Here is a 21666-nt window from a genome sequence, read left to right as displayed (position 1 = left end):
TTTGTTTGATATTACTATCGACGGATAATTGAGCGAACAACAAGACCGTCTGCACTCTCTGTCTCAGAAGCGGCTGCGATCGCTGCGGTGATGACTGCTACAAGTTCCAGATCATCTGTAAGATCCTCCGGCTCGGAAACCGGAGCTGCCGGAGCTGCGGCAACTGCTACAGGTGACTTATCAGCCTTACCTTTACCGATGAGACCGATAAACTTGAAGCAGCTGATCAACAGACTGATGAAGATCAGTACCAGGAATACGATAGACATACTCATGATCGTATTCAGTCCGGCCTTCTGCATTTTCTGACCGAGGGTCTTATATTCATCAAACTTGAATGAATAATTTCCGCTGTCATCGGTCTGGATCTGTCCGTCCTTGTCGAAGGTAAGACTTGCAAGAAGCTTATCTCCGCTCTCACAGAGAATGGTCTCTGTAACCGTTGCAGAATCTGTTGTGATCGTATACTCTGTTTTGATTTTCTTTTTCAGTCCCTTATACTGCTTTTTCTGCTTTGCATAAAGCTTATACTGTGCAAGGGTTGTCTCATCCATCTGATCCTTGTAAGTGGCGATCGTTGAATCGAAATCGAATGAAAACCAGTTGTTTAAGAAACTGTCGGTCTGCTGCTCGAGAGTTTTCTTGTCGAAGTTTTCATTGCCACGGACCAAAGAACATCCGGATACCATCAGTACACAGGATAAAACACAGAAAAATAATAATAACTTTCTTTTCATAAATGTCTCTCCTTTTTAGATGGTTCCATGCTTCTTGCCGATTGGATACTCACTCTTAGTGAAAAGAAGCTCGAATGCAAAAATTAACTGTTTTCTTGCTGCTTCCGGAGCGATGATGGAATCAACATATCCTCTGGCTGCAGCAGCCTGTGTGCCGGACTGTGCTGCAAATTCAGCAGCCTTAGCGGAAATATCAGCATCCTTATCGTCGGCATACATGATCTTAGCGGCAACCTGCGCATCCATCATACCGATGTTCGCATCAGGAAGGGCAAATACCATGTCAGCACCGATGTGCTTAGAGTTCATTGTGATGTATGCACTGCCGTAAGCATTGCCTGTAATCAGGTTGACCTTTGGTACATCTGCCTCAGCAAATGCAGCAGTCAGAATTGCAGCCTTGGAAGCAATCGTCTTCTCTTCCTCAACCGTTGTAGCAAATCCCTCAACGTTTGTCAGTGTCAGGATCGGAATATTGAAGGCATCACATGTCTTAATGAAAGAAGCTGCCTTATCACATCCGTCAGAGGTCAGGCGTGCCTCGAAACTCTCCTGCTCGCTTCCATCCTCGCCGTATACGGCAGTTCTGTTGGCAACGCAGCCGACTGTCATGCCGTCAAGGCTGATAAAGCCTGTTACCATCTCCTTGGCAAAGTCCCTCTTTAACTCAAGGAAGAAGTTGTTGTCGCCGAGATCCTCAAATGCTATTGCAGGATCCTTGATCTCATCTGCAAAGTCAGGTACAAGACGGTTTAAGTCATCCATGCACTCTTCCATGCCGCCGATCTCATTGTTATTCTCCGGGAGAATGCTTACAAGATCACGAAGCTCCGAAAGAAGGTATTCCTCACCGTCGCAGATAACATCCACAACGGAAGCGGTCTTCTGGAAATCTGCAGAAGCGGTATCAAGCTTATCTGCGTAGTTACCCTCCAGAGTATTCGGAGAATTTACGAAAAGCTTACCGTTATTCTGCTCCATAAATGTAAAATCGCTCATGGCAGCCATAACAGCAACACCGCCGCCGCAGTTGCCAAAGATAGCGCTGATCTGTGGGATCACGCCGGAAGCCTTTGCCTTCATCTTGTAGATCTGACCAAAGCCTGCAAGGGCATCGGTAGACTCCTGAAGACGCATTCCTGCACAATCGATCAGTCCAATGACAGGAACCCCTGTCTTCATTGCCAATTCATAGATGTGTGCGATCTTCTTTGCATGCATTTCTCCGATCGTACCATTCAGTGCAGATGCATCCTGACTGTATACATAGACAGGATTGTTCTGGATCAGTCCATATCCGGTGATGACACCATCTGCCGGTACAGATTTCTCCTCCATGTTGAAATCTGTGCTTCTCTTAGTGATTCCGGCACCGAGTTCAACAAAACTATTCTCGTCCACCAAAGACTCAATACGGTCTTTTGCAGACAAAGTGTTTGAGTTACTCATGTTTTGACCTCCTATATAATAGTTATAATAAAAACAAATTTAGACCAAGTATAAGTGTATCTCTTTTGGGCAAAAATGGCAACCGTTTTTTCGCCATTTTTTTCAGAAATAAAAGAAAAAAGAATGATTTTGCCGTTTCCTCATATAATTAGGTAATTCTATATGTATAACAGGTAAATACCATGCAAAAAATCATTAGCATTCTCCTTCTTGGTTTCTGTATTTTTCTTTTGGCACAGCCCTTGAAACGCACATTAAAAGAGCAGGAAAACCGCTTTTTAACACCGGATCCGTCAGTGACAATACAGCCTGCCACACAGGTTCGTCTGACCGGCGCGCAGCTTGGCTCAAAGGTCGCCGCTTCTACCCCATCCGCCTTATATGCCAAAGCATACTGTGTGATGGATACGGCTTCCGGAAGGCTGCTTCTCTCGAAGAATGAACAGGAGCCAATGCCGATGGCAAGCACAACAAAGATCATGACCTGCATCCTTGCCCTGGAATCAGACAGGCTTGATGAATTTGTTCCGGTGTCCTCCTACGCAGCATCGATGCCGGATGTGCAGTTAAATATCAGAGAGGGCGAAAAATACCGTCTGCGCGATCTACTCTATTCCCTGATGTTAGAATCCCATAATGATACGGCAGTTGCAATCGCAGAATATCTCGGCGGCTCTGTCAAAGGCTTTGCTGACAAAATGAACGAAAAAGCCAGAGAGCTTGGCTGTGAGTCCACTAGCTTTGTCACGCCGAACGGACTGGATGATGAAAAACACTATACCACAGCAAAGGAGCTTTGTATGATCAGTGCTTATGCCATTCAGAACGAAAACTTTCTAAAGATCATACAGACGCCGCAGTATCAGTTTCAGGATCAGTCGGGGAAGCGCAGCTTTACCGTGAATAATCACGATGCGTTTCTTGGAATGTATGACGGTGCGATTGGAATTAAAACCGGATTTACCGGAAATGCGGGATACTGCTTCTGCGGTGCAGCCAAACGGAAAGGACGCACGTTAGTTTCGGCAGTGCTTGCCTGTGGCTGGCCGCCGCATAAAACATATAAATGGTCTGATACGAAACAGCTGATGGATTATGGCTTTGAGGGCTTTCAGACCTGTGATATCCCGTTGGGACAGGATACCTTTAACCTTCCGGTTGAAAATGGACGGCAGCATACGGTTTTAGTATCAGCTCTTTCAAAAGATACGGACAGCGTGCCGATGCCTCTTCGGATCGATGATGTGATCGAACTCAAAACATCACTTCCCGAGAAGCTGACGGCACCTGTCCGTGGTGGAGATATCATTGGATACAAAGAACTGCTTCTAAACGGAGAGATTCTGGAACGGATCCCGTTATGTACGCAGCAGGACGATGCATCCGTTGATTTTCCGTACTTATTCCGGCATGCGCTTAAAAGCGTTGTCTTTTCGTAGCCGGATGTTTCCGATTACTTGGAAGCACGGTCACTGTTCTCACCGGTATCAGCGTCTGTATTAGCAGATCCTGTGTTGGAAAACTGAAAACTGAAGATCGTGATTCCTAAAATAACAATACCTATAATAGCTAAAGCGATAGTTGTACTCATAATATAAAACCTCTTTTCCTTTTATTCTGTTTTCATGTTATAAATAAGGTGAAACAGGTACCAAAAGAAAACAGTCAGAAACTCACCGGTGGTACCCTATTGGAATAAAAGGTCTGCTTTCGCCCCATCCTTGTCGTGGATAAACCGTATAGCGGTTGCAAGCCGGAAGGTAGTAGATCTGTAAATGGCGGGGGTAAAATCTCTTCTGGAAAAAAAGGTACAGATAGAAAGAACAGCAATCGTGTAAAGAAGAGTCAGATCATGCTGCTGTCTGCCGTCCTGTCTGAGCGTGACCGGACGCGCGTTACTCAGTCTCGGCTGGATCAGACGGACGCCAAGAAGCTCCGGGCTGCAAAGCTCCAGAGAACTGTTCTGGACAGTGGTGGTCTGAATAAGACTGCCGTTCGCAGAAAATTCCGGAGAATGTCCCTGTGGAAGTGAAGTTACATCCATGCCGGATGCAGAAACAATCATTACAAGGATCATGCAGATGATCAGCCAGTGCTGTTTATGTAATTGCTTCATGGGACATCCTCCTTCCTTTTGATAATGCTTATGTTGTGATCCGCCAAATTAGTAATCTTTCTGCAGCTCAGGTATGGTACTTATCCATCAGCAGCGGACGGCAAGCTCCGGCAGATTGCGTTCACCGAGCCGGACCGCCTTGCAGACGCGGCGGTATACAAGGTCGCATACCTCAACAGACTTCATATCCTTATAGTCCTCATAATAGAGTGGCTTCAGAAAATATACCTGTGTGTGGACGCGGCGCAGGGAATTGAGATCATATACTTTCCAGGAATCCACGAGTGCAACAGGAACGATCGGCGCTTTCACCTTCATGGCACTCTTAAACGTACTCGGTTTAAACGGATCCACGTGGTTACCGTTGCGGTGCTTATAGCCTCCTGCCGGAAAAATAATGAACTTGCGTCCCTGTGCGGTCTCCTGGGAAACCTCATGGATGATCCGGGCTGCCTGACGGATATCGTGCAGCTTGATCCGCTTTCCTTTGACCAGATCGATAAACTGGCTGACAAGAGGCATATGGGAACGGGCGTCATCCATTACCACAGAGCAGGGCAGCGGATGACCGTACATGATTCCGAGTGCGTCGTATTTGCCCTGATGGTTCGGAAACATAACATAACCTCCGGTAGCAGGAAGATTATCTCTGCCATAAACGGAGGTGGAGATCCGTGCGGTTTTCATCATCTGACGGATCATCTTCAGGTCATACTGATAACGGAACTCCTCGGAATATTTGCGCTCCCTGACAGCATAATAGCCCGCTTGCGGGATCATCCATGCCCTGTGCAGGTTCCGTATTAAAACATATATAAAACGGAGCAATGTGCTTCCCTCTTTTCTAATGGTAAAATCATTTTGAAACAGCAGTGAATGAAGCCATTTCTTTTATATCATAATTTACCATATTAAATATTTTTTGGCAACTGTTGCAAAACGGAGACGGTACATATAAAATGATGCATGAACGAAAATCAGATCACAATGGATATCTTTTCCAAATTGCTGTCGCATATTTGATGATTTATGGAGATAAATAAAGATAAAGGAGGATGAATCCATGGCATTAGATGGAATGGTGATCGCAGATATGGCATATGAGCTTAACCGGGATCTTACGGGCGGACGCGTCACAAAGATCGCCCAGCCGGAGAAGGATGAGCTGCTTCTGACGATCAAGCAGAGTATCCCTCAGGAAGGAGAAAAGACACTGCGCAGTCAGAAGCGTCTTGTACTTTCGGTCAATCCGAGTCTTCCGTTGATCTATGAGACGGAGGAGACCAAAAATTCTCCGATGACGGCACCGACCTTTTGTATGGTGCTTCGAAAGCATTTGTCCAATGCAAGGATACTCTCGGTTTGTCAGATCGGACTGGAGCGTGTTCTTTGTTTTGAACTGGAGCATCTCAACGAGATGGGGGATCTGTGCCACAAAAAGCTTTATATCGAGCTGATGGGCAAGCACAGCAACATCATTTTCTGTCAGGAGGATGATGTGATCATAGACAGTATCAAGAGGGTTTCGGCGTTAGTCAGCTCGGTGCGTGAGGTTTTGCCGGGAAGAACATATTTCATTCCGAATACGTTAGAGAAGTTTGATCCGCTGACCGTGGACAGGGACACCTTTTTAGAGCGTGTTCTGACAAAGCCGATGCCGCCCGCAAAGGCAATCTATACATCGCTTACCGGTTTCAGTCCGGTTATGGCAAATGAACTTTTATATCGGGCAAGCCTTTCGGATGTGACATCTACGGATGCGCTTACGGAGATGGAGCGACTGCACCTGTACCGCAATTTTGAGACGCTTCGGGAAGAGCTTCTCTCCCACTCCTTTGTGCCGACTATGATCCGGCGCGGACAGGAGCCTGTGGAGTTTGCGGCATTTGACCTGACTTCGTATGAGCGGGATGAGAGCTGTCAGAGTATTGTGTATGACAGCATGAGCCGTCTGCTGTATGATTATTATGCGCAGAAGGAGCTCTATTCGAGAATCCATCAGAAATCCTTTGAGCTTCGTCGTGTGACCAACACGGCGTTGGAGCGCTGCCGCAAGAAATACGATCTGCAGGAAAAACAGCTTCGGGATACTGAGAAGCGTGATAAATACAAGGTCTATGGTGATCTTCTTACGACATATGGTTACAGCCTTACCGGCGGGGAGAAAAGCTTTACCTGTGAGAATTATTATACCGGCAAGGAAGTTACGATCCCACTTGATGAGACGAAGTCGGCGATGGACAATGCCAAGCGATATTTCGAGAAATATGCCAAGCTTAAGAGAACCTTTGAGGCGCTGACAGTCCAGATCGAGGAGACAAGACAGGAAATCGAGCATCTCGAGTCTGTCAGCAATGCACTTGATATTGCAAGACAGGAGGAAGATCTGAGCCTGATCCGCAGGGAGCTTTCGGAGTGCGGCTATGTCAAGAAGCATGCGGAAGCCAAAAGCAGCCGTGGCAAGGTTAAGACAAAGAGTAAGCCGTTTCATTATATTTCTTCGGATGGTTTTCATATGTACGTCGGACGGAATAATTATCAGAATGATGAGCTTACCTTCCACTTCGCCAACGGTGGCGACTGGTGGTTTCATGCCAAGGGAACGGCAGGCTCTCATGTGATCGTAAAGACCGAAGGAAAAGAGCTTCCGGACAGGACTTTCGAGGAGGCAGCAGCTCTTGCCGCGTGGTATTCCAAGGCAAAGGATCAGGCAAAGGCAGAGATTGATTATATTGAGCGCAAACATATCAAAAAGCCGAACGGCAGCAAGCCGGGCTTTGTTGTTTATTATACCAATTATTCCATGACGATCGTTCCGGATATTTCCGGATTAAAGGAAATTGAGGATTAGGACAGGAGGGATACTTACTGATGATACGTTCGGATAATCATGTGCATACATCATTTTCAACAGACAGTGACACACCTATGGAACAGATGGTTTTAAAGGGGATTGAGCTTGACTTATCTTCCATCTGTTTTACCGACCATATTGACTATGATTTCCCGGATATGGGAAATGGCGTCGAGTTTTTGTTTGATGTGGATGAATATTTTGCAAAGCTTGCCGCGCTGAAGGAGTCATATCCGCAGTTTGAGCTGCGCCGTGGTGTAGAGATCGGTCTGAAACCGGATCTTACAGAACGTTGCAATGCACTGGTGCATGGATACCCGTTTGACTTTGTAATCGGTTCGACACATCTGGTGGACAATGTCGATCCTTATTACCCTGCTTTTTGGGAACAGTATTCGGAGAAGGAGGGCATCCGCCGCTACTACGAGCTGACCATGGAAAATATCAAAACAGGCATAGACTTTGACGTCTACGGACACATTGATTATATTATCCGCTATACGCCGACCCAGCAGAAATACAAGGCGCAGGGCATCATCAATGAGGCATATATGGAAAAATGTTTCCGGGAGTCCGCAGATGCGGTCGATGAGATCCTTCATCTTCTGCTTGCGCGCGGCAAAGGCATTGAGGTAAATACGGCGGGGATCAAATACGGTCTTGGTCACACGAATCCGCAGGAAAAGGTGTTAAAGCGTTACAGAGAGCTTGGCGGCGAGATCATTACGGTCGGCTCCGATGCGCATGAGACAAAGCATCTGGCGTATGCCTTTGAACGCATCCCGGCTCTGTTACAAAGCTGTGGTTTCCGGTATTATACCGAGTTTCGCGGACGAAAGCCGGAAATGATCGCACTTTGAGTAACTGCATATTAAGAAGCTGCTTTTGGCACGTGGTCTGAATGCAATTGGACATTATGAATCTGCTGCAGGTAAGCGTCTATGCGAGAGACCTGAGTTCGTGTACGCAGTCTTTGATCTGTCGGAAGGTTTCCTCAATCTCCTCCGGCGTATTTTCGTGACCGATCGTGATACGGACGGCGGACAGAGCCATCTCATCGGACAGACCGATTGCTTTTAAGACGTGGGACGGTGATGGATCTGAGGAGGAGCATGCGGAGCCGCCGGATACGTAAATGTCTTTTGCTTCCAGCATGGCGATCAGGGTTGCACTGTCGATGCCGGCGAAGCTGACATTGATATTGCCGGGAAGCCGTTCCTGTCTGCTGCCGTTTAATCGTGTCATCGGAATTTCCGAAAGGATTCGGTTCATCAGGTGGTCTCTGAGTGTCTGTTGTAACAGGGTATGTTCCTTTTGGTGTGCCGTGGAAATGTCAGAGGCGGTTCCCATGCCGATGATGCCGGCAACATTTTCGGTGCCTGCTCTCCTGCCCGCTTCCTGTGCACCGCCATATAACAGAGGAGTGAGTGCAAGCTCTTTGTTCGCATAGAGAAATCCAACGCCCTTCGGACCACCAAATTTATGGGCGCTGACACTTAAGAAATCAATCGAATCGTCATCGACCTGAATGGGAAGATGTCCATATGCCTGAACAGCATCCGTGTGAAACGGAATGCTGTTTTTTTGCGCAATCTGTCCGATTTTATGGACAGGCTGCAGTGTGCCGATCTCATTGTTGGCATACATAATACTGATCAGAATCGTGTCCGGACGGATTGCATCATTGAGCATATCACAGTCGATGATCCCGTTTCTGGTGACGGGCAGGTAGGTAACCTCAAATCCCTGCTTTTCCAGAAAACCGCAGGTGTGCAGGATAGCGTGATGCTCGATGGAGGAGGTGATGATGTGGCGGCCTTTGCAGGAATAGGTTCTGGCTGCGTTTAACAGCACCCAGTTGTCAGCCTCTGTCCCACCGCTGGTAAATATAATTTCTTCCGGAGAGGCATGAATCACGGCTGCCAGCTTTTCACGGATCTTATCCAGCTTTTTGTGCAGAAGTCTGCCTTCCCGGTAAGAGCCGGATGGATTGAAATACTGACGATCCAGATAGGGTGTCATCTCACTGACAACCTCCGGATAAGCGGCTGTTGTAGCGGCATGGTCCAGATAGATCATAATGGTTTCCTCCAGATATGAAAACGGTGGCTTATCATTAGTATATGCGTATTTTCGTCATAGTTGATTCCTAGGTTTCATAAATATTTAGAAACAATCGATGATCCCGAAGCGAAATGCTGCCGGATCCGGAGGAAATATGACAACGACAATGGCACACAGGCTTTTAAAGGGAACGTTATTATTGACGATTACCGGATTTATCACACGGGTCCTCGGCTTTTTCTACAGGATCTATCTCGCGGATCTTCTGGGGGCGCATTATCTTGGCATCTATCAGCTGATCTTTCCGGTGTATGCCATTTGCTTTACGATTTACGGGGCAGGCATTCAGACGGCACTCTCCCAGGTAATCGCCTCGAGAAAAAATGACAGAGAAAACCCCTCCGGCTGCTTGCGTCTTTTCGTCATCGGAACCGTGATCGCAATGGCGCTTGCCCTACTCCTGCAGTTTCTTCTCTCGAGCAATGCAGAGTGGGTTGCCATACATTTTGTCATGGAGGTGTCTTTAACGCCGTATCTGAGGATCATGACAGTGTTTTTCCCGTTCTGCTGCCTGTCTGCCTGTATCAACGGCTATTATTACGGTATCCAGGATGCAAAGATTCCTGCTATGACGCAGGTGATCGAACAGATCTTCCGGATTGTTTTTGTGTTTGGCATTTCTTATCTTTTGATTCCGGGAGCAACCCCGCAGGAAAACTGTCGGATCGCCGTATGGGGGCTTGCGGTCGGTGAGATCAGTTCGTGTTTTTATAATGTGTATAAGCTTGCATGTCATCTGCGGTCGCAGAGAAAAAATGTGTACCGGATGGTTTATGGAGAAAATGTAAAACAGAGTCATAAGAGCAAAGCTGACGTCAGGAAATATCATTTCATGAAATCAGTGGACCGCGGTGGCGTTTATTCGCTGGTCTGGCTTGCTTCTACCCTGACTGTGACAAGGCTTTTTATTACGCTGTTAAACAGCATTGAGACGGTACTGCTGCCGGCAATGCTGCGTAAATACGGATACAGCGGCGAAGAGGCACTCAGTATATACGGAGTGCTGACAGGAATGACATTTTCGTTTCTTTTGTTCCCATCGACGATCACCAATTCCCTGGCGGTGCTTTTGGTGCCGTCCATTGCCGAGGCGGATGCGGCGGGGAATATCCGGATGATCCGTAAAAGTATTATCCTGTCGATCCGCTACTGCCTGCTGCTCGGCATTTTGTGTACCGGGTTTTTTATGGTATTTGGCATGGAACTTGGCAGAGTGATCTTTCACAATGAGATGGCGGGAGAATATCTGGTGACCTTATCCTGGCTTTGTCCGTTTCTGTATCTTGCGACAGCACTGACCAGCATTATCAACGGAATGAAAAAGACGCATATCACCTTTCTCATCACGGCAGTCAGTCTTGGTATTAAGATCGTGTTTCTTGTACTGGCAGTGCCACGGTATGGAATGCGTCTTTATCTGATCGGTCTTTTGGTGAGCCAGCTTCTGCAGGTTATTTTGGAGCTGATCTATCTGTGTCCGCATTTTCGGACAGAGAGAAAACGTCAGGACAAGGAAGAGCGATTTGAACCGGTTCGTCAGATCCTGCTTCCCTCACTTCTGATCCTGCCCTGTACCATTGCAGCAAAAAGCAGCTACCAGTGGTCTGGCAACTGCTTTGGAAATGTCTCTATCGTATGTCTTTTGATTGCCGGCATTGTCTTCTGTGCCGTATATGCTGCCGGTCTGTTCCTGACCGGAAGTCTTACTCTGACTTTGCTTCCGGGGAAGGCTTCTTTGGAGACTCCTCCTCGAAGGTAAGACCGAGATTACCCTCTCTGGTGATCGTTCTGTTTAAACGCATCTTTAACTCGCCCCAGGCATCAACAAGTGCCATCTTCTCAGAAAACGGCATATCCTTGACGTAGGACATGGTCTCATCCTCCGGCAGCATGGATGACTTTGGCATCGCAAGAATGTATGTACGGTTGGAATTGATCGTAACCGTGGTGTAATCATCTCTGGACAGCTTCAGTTCAAACCGAAAAGCGTGCCGTCTTGCCTGTACGGTAATATCTCTCGCAATCTTAAGGCGTTTGCGATAAAGATAATCAGTGATCTTGTCAACTTTGTAATCGATACTGCTCCCCATGATCAGTTACCTCCCCTGTGAATGACATCTCGCTGGCAGGCAGACATAAAATCTTATCTGCCAATTAAGTCTTATATATCATTTCTGTATATAACAGCATATCTATTTTTGACGGGAATGTCAACCGATTCGCGGGGATTATTTGCCATAATGTACATGGAGCAGTTCGTGTGCGCGATCCTTTAACATACCGTTTTCGTAGAGGTTGATCAGCGTTGGATTCTCACAGGAGCGTTTCACGATCGCTGACTTGTCAGCCTTGTACATACCCTGTGCACGGTCCTGCTTGACGCTGCGGTATCCAAATGGCTGGCCGGCTCCGCCGATACATCCGTAAGGACATGCCATAACCTCGACAAAGTCAAGCTTTTCTTCGCCGCGCTGCAGTTTCTTGATCAGTGCATCGGCATTACCCAGTCCGTTGACGATGCCGACGCGAAGCGTGTTTCCACCAAGCTCGATCTCGGCGATTTTAGTTCCTTCCAGCCCTCTCACGCCGGAATATTCAATCTCGCGCAGTGCTTCGTTGTTCTTGTCCGCAACATGGCGCAGTGCAGCCTCCATAACACCGCCGGTGACACCGAAGATCACGCCGGCGCCGGAATTGATCGAGAAAGGCATATCCGGTGCACTTGGCTCGATCTCCTGAAACTGAACACCGAGCTCCTTGATCATTAAGATCAGCTCCTTGGTGGTGATGACATAGTCCACATCCGGCACTTCGTTTCGCTTAAATTCCTCGCGTGCTGCCTCGTATTTCTTGGCAACACATGGCATGACAGCCACGGAAACAGTCTCAAGACCGGCTTCCTCGTCTGCCGGCTTGTAGTATTCCTTTAAAACGGCACCAAACATTTCCATTGGTGACTTGCAGGTAGAGACATATGGGAGAAGCTCCGGATATTTTGTCTCAACAAAGCGTACCCATGCCGGACAGCAGGAAGTAAACAGAGGCATGGAATTGCCAAGCGGATATTTCTTCTCACCGTTTTCCAGCTTGTAAAGAAGCTCATTTGCCTCCTCGATCACAGTCAGATCGGCACTGAAGCTTGTGTCAAATACCGTGTCAAAGCCAAGCATACGCAATGCGGTGTAGATCTTGCCGATCGTGTTTTTGCCGGGGGCGATTCCGAACTCCTCTCCGATCGCCACACGGACTGCCGGTGCGATCTGGACAACCACGCGCTTGTTTGGAGCATAAAGAGCCTGCCATACGCCTTTTAAGTCCTTTTTGATCGTGATGGCAGCAGTCGGGCAGACAGCGGCACACTGACCGCAGTTGACACAGTCTGTCTCGGCAATAGGGCGGCCGAAAGCCGGGCTTACGATCATGTTGGCACCGCGGTGTGCAAAATCAATGGCACCGACATGCTGAACCTCGTTGCACATGCGCACACAATCTCCACACAGAATACATTTGCTCGGATCACGGACGATGGATAATGATGAATCATCGATCACAGGTTCCGGATGTGTATTCGGGAAACGAACCTTTGTCAGGTGGAATCTGGCAGCAAGCATCTGCAGGCGGCAGTTTCCGTTTTTCTCACAGACGGTACAGTCGCGGCAGTGAGATGCGAGCAAAAGCTCCAGGATCATTTTCCGGTGCTGGTGCAGTTTGGAGGTGTTGGTGCGGATCACCATTTTATGCTTGGGCGGCGTGGAACAGGAGGCGATCACGCTTCCGCGCTCGTCTTCCACCACACACATACGACATGCCCCGTAAATGGACATATCGGTATAATAACAAAAGGTTGGTACATGGATTCCTGCTTTGCGGATCACCTGCAGGATATTTTTCTCATCCGTAAAAGCGGTACGGATTCCGTCAATGATCATATATTTTTCTGACATTTTCAAACCTCATCCTTTCTCAATCAAACCTCTTTTACGGCATTGAAGTGACAGCCCTCTTTGCAGGCACCGCATTTGATACATTTCGTCGTGTCAATCACATGCGGCTCCTTGACGGTGCCGGAGATTGCCTCTACCGGACACATGCGGGCGCATTTGGTACAGCCGCGGCATAAAGAAGGATCGATCTGGTAGGTCATCAATGCCTTGCACTGTCCTGCCGGACATTTCTTGTCAACGACATGGGCAACGTATTCGTCGCGGAAATATTTCAGTGTGCTGACAACAGGGGATGCCGCTGTCTTTCCAAGACCACAGAGTGCTGTCGCAGAGATCGTGTCGGCAAGCTTTTCCAGAAGCTCAATATGCTCCATTGTGCCGCGTCCCTCGGTGATATCCGTTAAAAGCTCCAGCATACGTTTTGTTCCCTCGCGGCACGGAACGCATTTACCGCAGGACTCGTTCTGGGTAAAGTTCATGAAGAAACGTGCTACTTCAACCATACAGCTCTTGTCGTTCATAACAACAAGACCACCGGAGCCGATCATGGCGCCGACCTTCTTTAAGGAGTCAAAGTCAAGCTTCATGTCGAGGTGATCCTCCGTTGCACTGATACAGAGACAGCCGCCGGACGGACCGCCGATCTGTACTGCCTTGAAATCACCGCCCTTGACACCGCCACCGATGTCAAAAATTACCTCACGGAGTGTAGTTCCCATTGGAACCTCGATCAGACCGGTGTTTTTGACATTTCCGGTTAAGGCAAAGGCTTTCGTGCCGTGGTTGTTGGCAGGACCAAAGCCCTGATACCATTTCGCACCGTTTAAGATGATCGGCGGTACGTTACAGAAGGTTTCTACGTTATTCAGAACGGTTGGCTTGTTAAAAAGACCGTGTTCAACGGTACGCGGCGGCTTAACACGCGGCATACCGCGGTTTCCTTCAATAGAAGTGGTCAGTGCACTTCCTTCACCACAGACAAAGGCACCGGCACCCTGACTGATATGAAGATCAAAGTCAAAGCCGGATCCGAGAATGTTCTTTCCGAGCAGCCCCTTGTCGTTAGCCTTATCAATCGCCGTCTGGAGGCGTTCCACCGCGAGCGGATACTCTGCACGGACATAGATGTATCCGTGGTGGGCGTTTGTTGCGATTGCAGCGATCAGCATACCCTCGATGACACGGTGCGGTTCCCCCTCCATCATGGAGCGGTCCATAAATGCACCCGGATCGCCCTCGTCACCATTGCAGACGATATATTTTTCTTCCTCCTTCTGATCAAGAACCTGCTGCCATTTGCGTCCGGCCGGAAATCCGCCGCCACCGCGTCCGCGCAGACAGGACTCGGTGATCTCATCGACGATCTCCTGGGAACTCATATCAAACAGTGCCTTTGCAACGGCGCTGTAACCGCCAAGAGCAATATATTCGGCAATGCTCTCGGCGTTGATGCGTCCGCAGTATTCAAGGGCGATACGCGTCTGCTTTTTATAAAATGGAATATCTTCCTGCTTTACATAGGATTTGAGACTTTCGTCCTGATAAACAAGGCGGTCTACCACCTCGTCATGAATAATACTTTTCTCGATGATCTCCTCGCAGTCCTCGAGCTTTACCTTCAGATAAAGCCACCCCATTGGCTCGATCCGAAGAAGTGGTCCCATCTCACAGAAGCCGTGGCATCCGCTTTTCTTTAAGCCGATGCTTTCATCATGCGGCTCCTTTTCCAGAACAAGAGCGCAGCGAAGTCCCTTTTCCTCGATAATCTCCTTCATGCGGTCATAAATCTGCAGGGAACCTCCTGCAACACAGCCTGTGCCGGCACAGATCAGGATCTGCTTGCGCTGGCTGTTTAAAGAAGCAGCATATTCCTTCTGCTTCGCGATAAGTTCGTCTCTTGTGTTAATTTTCATTGGCCGCTTCCTCCTTTAATTCCTGGATCAATGCTTTTGCTTTCTCCGGCGTCATCGACGGATGCACATGGTCGTTGACGGTACAGACAGGCGCCAGACCGCAGGCACCAAGGCATGATACCGTTTCCACGGTGAAAAGCATATCATCGGTTGTTGTCTTTTCTTTACTTAAGCCCAGTGTATTGCGGAATTCCTCAAGAATCGGTACGGATTTGCGGACATGACATGCCGTTCCGTCACAGATCTTAATGACGTATCGTCCTTTCGGCTCCAATGAAAAATTCTCATAAAATGTAGCTACCCCATAAATTTTTGCTTCACTGATCTTTAGCTTGCGGGCAATATAACATAATGCCTCCTCCGGCAGGTAATGATATACTTTCTGGATATCCTGCATGATCGCGATCAGCAGTGTTGCATTGTAATCATGCTTCTGCAGAATGTCATCAAGCCGTGCAATTTCCTGACTATTCACGTTTCCTTCTCCTTTCAGTCCATGCATTCCGGTAATGAGCTGCTCATTTGCCGAAAATTAGTTATTATTTACAGAAAAAATGCGTTTTTGACGCAAGTTATAGAGAAATTATATCATATATGCTGTAACAACACAATCTTATAGATAAAAATAGATGAATAAATTTGTTGAAACGTATAAAAAATTGTGCAGTTTTGAATCAGTTTTTGTAGACAAAAAAGTAAATAATCCCCTCTGAGAAAGCGTTTGTGAAACGGTCTCTCAGAGGGGATGTACGAAAGATGCCTTCAAACGAAAAAGGGGGATGCTTTCCTATAAACATCCTGCCCTTAAATCAGCTGTTCTGATGCTTTGATAATACAGCCTCGGTATTGATAAACTCAAACGGAGTTTCCTGATAAACATAATAGTTGATCCAGTTGCTGTACATTGCATTGGCTGCACCGCGCCAGCGAAGCAGCGGCTTTTGATCCGGATCATCATTCGGATAATAATTCTCAGGGAGAGCGATATCAATGCCCTTAGCGATATCACGCTTGTACTCCTTATCAAGGGTAAGCCGGTCATATTCGAGATGACCGAGCACGAAGATCTGTCTGCCGTCCTGCGCCATCAGGATCAGCTCTCCAACCTCCGGGGAATCCGCAAGCAGCAAAAGGTCATCGCAGGCAGCGATCGCCTTGCTGTCGACGCCGGTATTACGGGAATGTGGTGCCCAGAAAACATCATCAAAGCCACGAAGAAGCGGAATCTTGCGATGGTGTACCCGGTGCTCGAAGATGCCGAATGCCTTCTGCGGCAGCAGGTACTTCGGAATGCCGTAATGATAGTAAAGCCCTGCCTGTGCGCCCCAGCAGATATGAAGAGTGGAGGTAACATTTGTCTTGGACCAGTCCATAATATGGGTCAGCTCATCCCAGTACTGAACCTCCTCGTACTCCATCTGCTCCACCGGTGCGCCGGTGATGATCAGTCCGTCAAAGTTCTTGTTTTTTACATCGTCAAAGGTCTGATAGAACTGATTTAAGTGGCTTGCCGGTGTGTTCTTGCCGATATAGCTGGCAGTTGTCAAAAAGGTTATTTCCAACTGAAGAGGTGTATTGGACAGACTGCGCATCATCTGGATCTCGGTGTCTTCTTTAAGTGGCATCAGGTTGAGGATCGCAATTTGAAGAGGACGGATATTCTGTGTAACCGCCCTTGTTTCATTCATAATAAATATATTTTCTTTTTCCATGATCTTCTTGGCAGGAAGATCATTCTGAACCTTAATTGGCATATACAACTCCTCTTTTCTCTACTGCAAACTGTCCCTCTCCGGGATAATGCCCAAAGTGGGTACACATTATTGTTGCAGATAATTGTTATTCTGTCAAGCAAGCCCGAACTGCTCCATAACCTGCGCCTCCGTGATGATCGGCACATTCAGCTCCTTTGCCTTTTTGTTCTTGGATGAGGTGCTTGCAATATCGTTATTGATCAGATAGGAGGTCTTGGAGGTGACGCTTCCGGTTACCTTGCCGCCGGCATTCTCGATGCACTCCTTTAAGGCACTTCGGTTGGCAAAATGCTCCAGGGAGCCTGTGATCACAAACACGAGACCCGTCAGATTCTGCGCACCGCTCTCTGCCTTTGTCTGTTCAAATGTGATCTCCTTTAAAAGATCATCGACAATCTTATTGTGGAGCGGAGTTGCAAAATATTCGACAAAGCTTCTGGCAATGACTTCGCCGACCCCGTCAATCTCTGTCAGCTCTTCCACTGTGCAGTGGCGGATATGATCGAGATTGTTGTCAAGCGCATTGCAGATCATTTTGGCATTGGACAGACCAATGTTTGGGATGCCGAGACTGTAGATAAACTTCGGCAGTGTTGTGCTGCGTGACGCCTCTAAGGCAGCGATCAGCTTGTCGTAGGATTTCTCGCCGAAGCCCTCCATCAGTATGATCGTGTCCCGATAGTCCGATAAATGGTACAGATCCGAAAGCTCATGAAGCATTCCTTTGGCAAGAAGCTTCTCGATCGTTGCTTCGGAAAGTCCGTCGATGTTCATGGCATCGCGGCTGACAAACAGGGTCAGGGATTTGATCTTTTTGGCGAGACAATCCGGATTTTCGCAGAAAAGCACCTCGGCGTCATTCTCGTGGTGGATCACAGCAGGACCGCCGCAGACAGGACATTGATCCGGTATAACGAGATTGTCACTGCGGGTAAGGTTTTCTGCAATCTGAGGAATGATCATATTGGCTTTGTAGACGCGGATCGTATCACCGATACCGAGGGCAAGCTGGCGGACGATGCTGATATTGTGGACGCTGGCGCGGCTTACGGTAGTGCCCTCCAGCTCTACCGGCTCAAAGATGGCAACCGGGTTGATCAGACCGGTTCTTGATGCACTCCATTCAATATCCAAAAGAGTAGTATCTGCTGTCTCATCCGCCCATTTGAAGGCCATGGCATTTCGCGGAAACTTTGCAGTCATGCCAAGTCCCTCTCCGTAGGCAATGTCATCCATCAAAAGAACAAGTCCGTCCGAAGGAAGATCGTTGTCCGAAATCTTTGCGGCAAAGGACTGTACTGCCTCCGGCAGTGTTTCGGCTGTGACTCTCTGATATTCCACAATATCAAAGCCCTGTTCTTTCAGAAATACAAATTTCTCCTCCTGCGAATTATGAAAATCCACACCTTCTGCCTGAACAAGCGCAAATGCGTAAAAGGAAACATTACGTTTTGCGGTGATCTCGTTATTTAACTGGCGGACGGAACCGCTGCAGAGATTTCGCGGATTTTTGTACTGCTCCTCTTCCGGCAGCGTTTCGTTGATTTTACGAAATTCCGAGTAAGAAATGACGGCCTCTCCACGAAGGATCAACTGTCCCTTATATGGGACAGACAAAGGAACGTTTGTAAATGTTCTGGCGTTGTTGGTGATAACCTCGCCGACCTGACCGTTTCCGCGGGTGACTGCCTTTTGGAGTGTGCCATCCTGATAGGTAAGAACGATCGTCAGGCCATCCATTTTCCAGGATAACAGTCCGGTCTGACTGCCAAGCCAGGAAGTAAGTGCATCAACATCCTTTGTTTTATCGAGGGAAAGCATTGGTACGGCGTGTGTCTCCTTCGGAAGCTCGCTTAAAACCTCGTAGCCGACACGCTGTGTTGGGCTGCCGGCAAGGATGATGCCGGTTTCCTTCTCCAGTGCTGCCAGTTCGTCATATAAACAGTCGTAATCATAATTACTCATGATCTCGTCCGTTCCCTGATAATAAACAGCTGCGGCTTTATTAAGCTGCTGTACCAAATCCTGCATATGTTTTTTCTGATCCATAATCGGCGAATCCTTTCTGATGAACGATAAGATAATGAATGACTTTAGTGACAGATCCGTTTCAGTTCACGAACCTCCTGTGGCGAGAGACGGCGGTAACGTCCCTTCACAAGACCCTCCAGAGTAATATTTACAACACGGTCACGGCGCAGCATCGTCACGCGGTAATCCAGTGCGTCACACATACGGCGGATCTGACGGTTCAGTCCCTGTGTCAGGATAATGTGAAAGCTTCTATCGTCCTCCTGCCATACCTTGCACGGCTTTGTGACAGTATCGAGGATCTCTACGCCCTCGGACATTTTCTTTAGAAACTCTGGTGTTATTTTGCGGTTGACGCGGACAAAATATTCCTTTTCATGACCATAACGGCTGCGCAGGATCTTCTCCATCATCTCACCCTGATTGGTCAGAAGCAAAAGACCCTCGGAATTCTGATCGAGGCGTCCGACCGGATAGACACGCTTCGGATAATTGATATAGTCGATCACGTTGACAATCTTCTCTCCGTTCTCGGAGTCTGCTGTTGTACAGACAATTCCACGCGGTTTATAAAACGCGAGAAAAATCTCTTCCTCCTCCTTGTGAACCGGCTTGCCGTCAACGGTCACACACTGACCATCCTCGACCTTCTGACCGGGAAGTGCCGGAATGCCGTCAATGCTGATCCTACCCTGTTCTAACATGCGGTCAGCTTCCCTGCGGGAACAGATACCCGCTTCGCTGAGATATTTATTAATTCTAACTGCCATAATCTTACGTCCTTTAAATTATATTTGTTGATATCCGGAAATCATAACATCCCGGTTTGCTGCTTCCCTGTGTTCAATGAAAGGCGTGGAAGTTATTTTGCAGAATCGCTTTTCTGCGCATTCTCTAACATCTGGTAAAATCCACGAACCTCGCTGTCGCGGCTGACCACGGTGCGAAGCTCCTTTTGCACGGTGGTGACAAGCTCCCGGACCGGCTTGCTCTGATCCAGACTGTCGATATACTTCTGCTCGCGTGATTTTAAGGTGTCCAGATATATCTTGAAGGAGCCATCGTTCATCTGCTTGATATAAAGCGCATTCAGCGATGGAATCAGTGTGTCGATATCATAAATCTTAACATAGTAATATACATAGACTCGGTAAGAGCTGTTGTCGGCACCGTCCAATATCTTACAGTGGATATCCTGATAGCCCTCGACATACTCTGCCTCGGTCATCAGCTTTTTCTCATCGATATGACCAACGTTGCTGACGCAGGAAGCGATCGTATTCATATCGACCTGCTGCTTGGCGGAGTAATACCGTTCCACGAGACTGTTCAGTTCCTGTCGGATATCGGTTTCCGACTTGCCTTCCAGCGTCTGGATCGCACCGAAGCTTGCAACCCGTGCCGGATTATCGGAGGTCTGACGATGAAAAGAAAAATGAAAATCAGGAGAAATAATGGCGAATGTCCCCAGACCGATCAGTAAAATACCAAGAGAAAAGAAAACCACTAATTTTTTATATTTCAATGGCATAACGGAAGACATCCTTTCAAAAAAATATACGATGCCCCATCGCATCGCAGACGAAATATACCGTACATATACAGTAAAAATAATTATAGCATACCCCCCAATCAAGGTCAAGAAACTTGACCTGTCAGGGAAGATGTGATATACTCCACTTGTTGTCTGCGTATGGCAGACAATGGCACGCACCTATAGCTCAGTGGATAGAGCAGTGGTTTCCGGAACCATGTGGCGGGGGTTCGAGTCCCTTTAGGTGCGTTACTGCAGAGGTGAGTGGCTGCTCGCCTCTTTTTGTCTGCCTTTTTTACACTATGTTACGAGCATTTACTTAATCGAGCAGGAGGCTAATCATTCATTGATTAGCCTCCTGCTCGATTATATGTGTATATCCGGATTACTGGAACTTCGCCATAACCTCTTCGTTTGTCTTCATGGCGTTTTCTTCCATCTCCTTGCGCTCTGCCTTAAGCTTTGCACGGACATCCTCATGACTGACTGCCATGATCTGCAGTGCCAGATATGCGGCATTCTTGGCACCGTTGATCGCAACGGTGGCAACCGGGATACCGGATGGCATCTGAACGATGGACATTAAAGCGTCCATACCGTCAAGAACAGAACCGGACAGAGGAACACCGATAACAGGAAGAACGGTCTGGGATGCAACGACACCCGGAAGTGCGGCTGCCATTCCTGCTGCAGTGATGATCACTTCTGTACCGTCTTCGTTACACTCGTTGATAAATGAGGATAATCCCTCATGGGCGCGGTGTGCGGAAAGACAACGCACCTTCACTTCTACACCATAATCCTTTAAGATACCGACTGCCGGCTCTACCTTTGGCAGATCGCTGGTAGAACCCATAATAATAGCTGCTTTCATTTCACTCATCCTTTCGTTGGGTTTTCATATTTTTCATGTCAGGGTAAAAGTATCTGCCCTGATATCGTACTCTTTTTTATAGTAAGGGATTGAGAGCATTCTGTAAAGACCTGTTTTACATCGAGTCGTCTGTACTGATCATTTTTAACTTCTTTTGCTGACAGTCATAAAAGTAAATATTGTCCGACAGAAATTCCTCCGGATCGACACATCGGCGGTTGACGCAGTACACCATATCGAGCAGATCCTTTGCATCGTGCTTGGTCTGCTCTTTCAGGATTAAAAGCTCATGTGTGCTGCTTGGCAGAATGTAGTAATTGGAGCCAAGTTTCTGCC

At 47.8% G+C, this 21666-nt stretch carries 20 protein-coding genes and 1 tRNA gene; 5 read left to right on the top strand and 16 right to left on the bottom strand.

Annotated elements, in window-relative coordinates; all coding sequences use genetic code 11:
- Positions 1-14: 14 nt before the first annotated feature.
- Both ACZLMD_RS01040 and ACZLMD_RS01035 read right to left on the bottom strand, forming a co-directional pair.
- Positions 15-737, bottom strand: a complete 723-nt coding sequence (locus ACZLMD_RS01040; protein WP_022307020.1) for an OadG family protein — start codon at positions 735-737, stop codon at positions 15-17.
- A 15-nt stretch (positions 738-752) separates the two neighbouring features.
- The gene (locus ACZLMD_RS01035) at positions 753-2186 is read right to left on the bottom strand and encodes an acyl-CoA carboxylase subunit beta (protein ID WP_022307021.1); all 1434 of its coding nucleotides are present in this window, start codon (positions 2184-2186) and stop codon (positions 753-755) included.
- Between the two features lie 182 nt (positions 2187-2368).
- On the opposite strand from ACZLMD_RS01035, the gene ACZLMD_RS01030 reads away from it, so the two are divergent.
- Complete coding sequence (locus ACZLMD_RS01030; RefSeq protein WP_489494963.1) at positions 2369-3625, top strand: D-alanyl-D-alanine carboxypeptidase family protein; 1257 nt, start codon at positions 2369-2371, stop codon at positions 3623-3625.
- Positions 3626-3639: 14 nt separating this feature from the next.
- On the opposite strand, the gene ACZLMD_RS01025 is transcribed toward ACZLMD_RS01030, so the two are convergent.
- The 3 genes from ACZLMD_RS01025 to ACZLMD_RS01015 form a co-directional block, all read right to left on the bottom strand.
- Positions 3640-3777: a hypothetical protein gene (locus tag ACZLMD_RS01025; protein ID WP_484107030.1), complete on the bottom strand. Its 138-nt coding sequence runs from the start codon at positions 3775-3777 to the stop codon at positions 3640-3642.
- A gap of 96 nt (positions 3778-3873) precedes the next feature.
- A complete protein-coding gene (locus ACZLMD_RS01020; protein ID WP_022307025.1) occupies positions 3874-4302 on the bottom strand; it encodes a hypothetical protein in 429 nt (142 codons plus the stop codon).
- 87 nt (positions 4303-4389) lie between these two features.
- A complete protein-coding gene (locus tag ACZLMD_RS01015) occupies positions 4390-5082 on the bottom strand; it encodes a lysophospholipid acyltransferase family protein (RefSeq protein WP_489494962.1) in 693 nt (230 codons plus the stop codon).
- A 283-nt stretch (positions 5083-5365) separates the two neighbouring features.
- On the opposite strand from ACZLMD_RS01015, the gene ACZLMD_RS01010 reads away from it, so the two are divergent.
- Both ACZLMD_RS01010 and ACZLMD_RS01005 read left to right on the top strand, forming a co-directional pair.
- A complete protein-coding gene (locus ACZLMD_RS01010) occupies positions 5366-7153 on the top strand; it encodes an Rqc2 family fibronectin-binding protein (RefSeq protein ID WP_486818112.1) in 1788 nt (595 codons plus the stop codon).
- A 20-nt stretch (positions 7154-7173) separates the two neighbouring features.
- Positions 7174-8016, top strand: a complete 843-nt coding sequence (locus ACZLMD_RS01005; RefSeq protein ID WP_022307028.1) for a histidinol-phosphatase HisJ family protein — start codon at positions 7174-7176, stop codon at positions 8014-8016.
- Between the two features lie 79 nt (positions 8017-8095).
- On the opposite strand, the gene ACZLMD_RS01000 is transcribed toward ACZLMD_RS01005, so the two are convergent.
- Entirely contained in the window at positions 8096-9235 is a 1140-nt protein-coding gene (locus ACZLMD_RS01000; RefSeq protein ID WP_489494961.1) for a cysteine desulfurase family protein, read from the bottom strand.
- 139 nt (positions 9236-9374) lie between these two features.
- On the opposite strand from ACZLMD_RS01000, the gene ACZLMD_RS00995 reads away from it, so the two are divergent.
- Positions 9375-11039, top strand: coding sequence for a polysaccharide biosynthesis protein (locus ACZLMD_RS00995; RefSeq protein ID WP_022307030.1), 1665 nt, complete (start codon positions 9375-9377; stop codon positions 11037-11039).
- Here the strand turns inward: ACZLMD_RS00995 and ACZLMD_RS00990 are convergent.
- The 8 genes from ACZLMD_RS00990 to ACZLMD_RS00955 all read right to left on the bottom strand — a co-directional run bounded on the left by ACZLMD_RS00990 (position 10984) and on the right by ACZLMD_RS00955 (position 20453).
- Positions 10984-11370, bottom strand: a complete 387-nt coding sequence (locus tag ACZLMD_RS00990; protein WP_022307031.1) for a hypothetical protein — start codon at positions 11368-11370, stop codon at positions 10984-10986. The two genes, ACZLMD_RS00995 and ACZLMD_RS00990, sit on opposite strands and share 56 nt — an antisense overlap.
- A 138-nt stretch (positions 11371-11508) precedes the next feature.
- Positions 11509-13224: a [FeFe] hydrogenase, group A gene (locus ACZLMD_RS00985; RefSeq protein ID WP_118559503.1), complete on the bottom strand. Its 1716-nt coding sequence runs from the start codon at positions 13222-13224 to the stop codon at positions 11509-11511.
- Positions 13225-13247: 23 nt separating this feature from the next.
- Positions 13248-15137, bottom strand: coding sequence for an NADH-quinone oxidoreductase subunit NuoF (locus ACZLMD_RS00980; RefSeq protein WP_022307034.1), 1890 nt, complete (start codon positions 15135-15137; stop codon positions 13248-13250).
- Positions 15127-15612, bottom strand: coding sequence for an NADH-quinone oxidoreductase subunit NuoE family protein (locus ACZLMD_RS00975; RefSeq protein ID WP_243100540.1), 486 nt, complete (start codon positions 15610-15612; stop codon positions 15127-15129). The genes ACZLMD_RS00980 and ACZLMD_RS00975 overlap by 11 nt, the downstream gene beginning before the upstream one ends.
- 334 nt (positions 15613-15946) lie before the next feature.
- Positions 15947-16891, bottom strand: a complete 945-nt coding sequence (gene metA / locus ACZLMD_RS00970; RefSeq protein ID WP_482523035.1) for a homoserine O-acetyltransferase MetA — start codon at positions 16889-16891, stop codon at positions 15947-15949.
- A 93-nt stretch (positions 16892-16984) separates the two neighbouring features.
- The gene (ligA, locus tag ACZLMD_RS00965) at positions 16985-18943 is read right to left on the bottom strand and encodes an NAD-dependent DNA ligase LigA (protein ID WP_489494999.1); all 1959 of its coding nucleotides are present in this window, start codon (positions 18941-18943) and stop codon (positions 16985-16987) included.
- Between the two features lie 41 nt (positions 18944-18984).
- Positions 18985-19692 carry a pseudouridine synthase gene (locus ACZLMD_RS00960; protein WP_022307038.1) on the bottom strand — a complete coding sequence of 236 codons (708 nt, stop codon included), beginning with the start codon at positions 19690-19692 and terminating at the stop codon, positions 18985-18987.
- A 92-nt stretch (positions 19693-19784) separates the two neighbouring features.
- A complete protein-coding gene (locus tag ACZLMD_RS00955) occupies positions 19785-20453 on the bottom strand; it encodes a hypothetical protein (protein WP_118559508.1) in 669 nt (222 codons plus the stop codon).
- Between the two features lie 179 nt (positions 20454-20632).
- Here ACZLMD_RS00955 and ACZLMD_RS00950 point away from each other — a divergent pair.
- Positions 20633-20705: transfer RNA gene (locus ACZLMD_RS00950), tRNA-Arg, on the top strand.
- 136 nt (positions 20706-20841) lie between these two features.
- Here ACZLMD_RS00950 and purE read toward each other — a convergent pair.
- Together purE and ACZLMD_RS00940 are read right to left on the bottom strand one after the other, a co-directional pair.
- Entirely contained in the window at positions 20842-21330 is a 489-nt protein-coding gene (purE, locus tag ACZLMD_RS00945) for a 5-(carboxyamino)imidazole ribonucleotide mutase (protein WP_022307040.1), read from the bottom strand.
- Positions 21331-21445: 115 nt separating this feature from the next.
- Positions 21446-21666: DUF5688 family protein (locus tag ACZLMD_RS00940; RefSeq protein ID WP_489494960.1), on the bottom strand; the 221-nt coding region annotated here is incomplete at its 5' end.

It is taken from the genome of Jutongia sp. (assembly GCF_057878315.1).
Note: the sequence above shows the minus strand (reverse complement) of the source record. Positions and strands in the feature narration are given on the sequence as shown.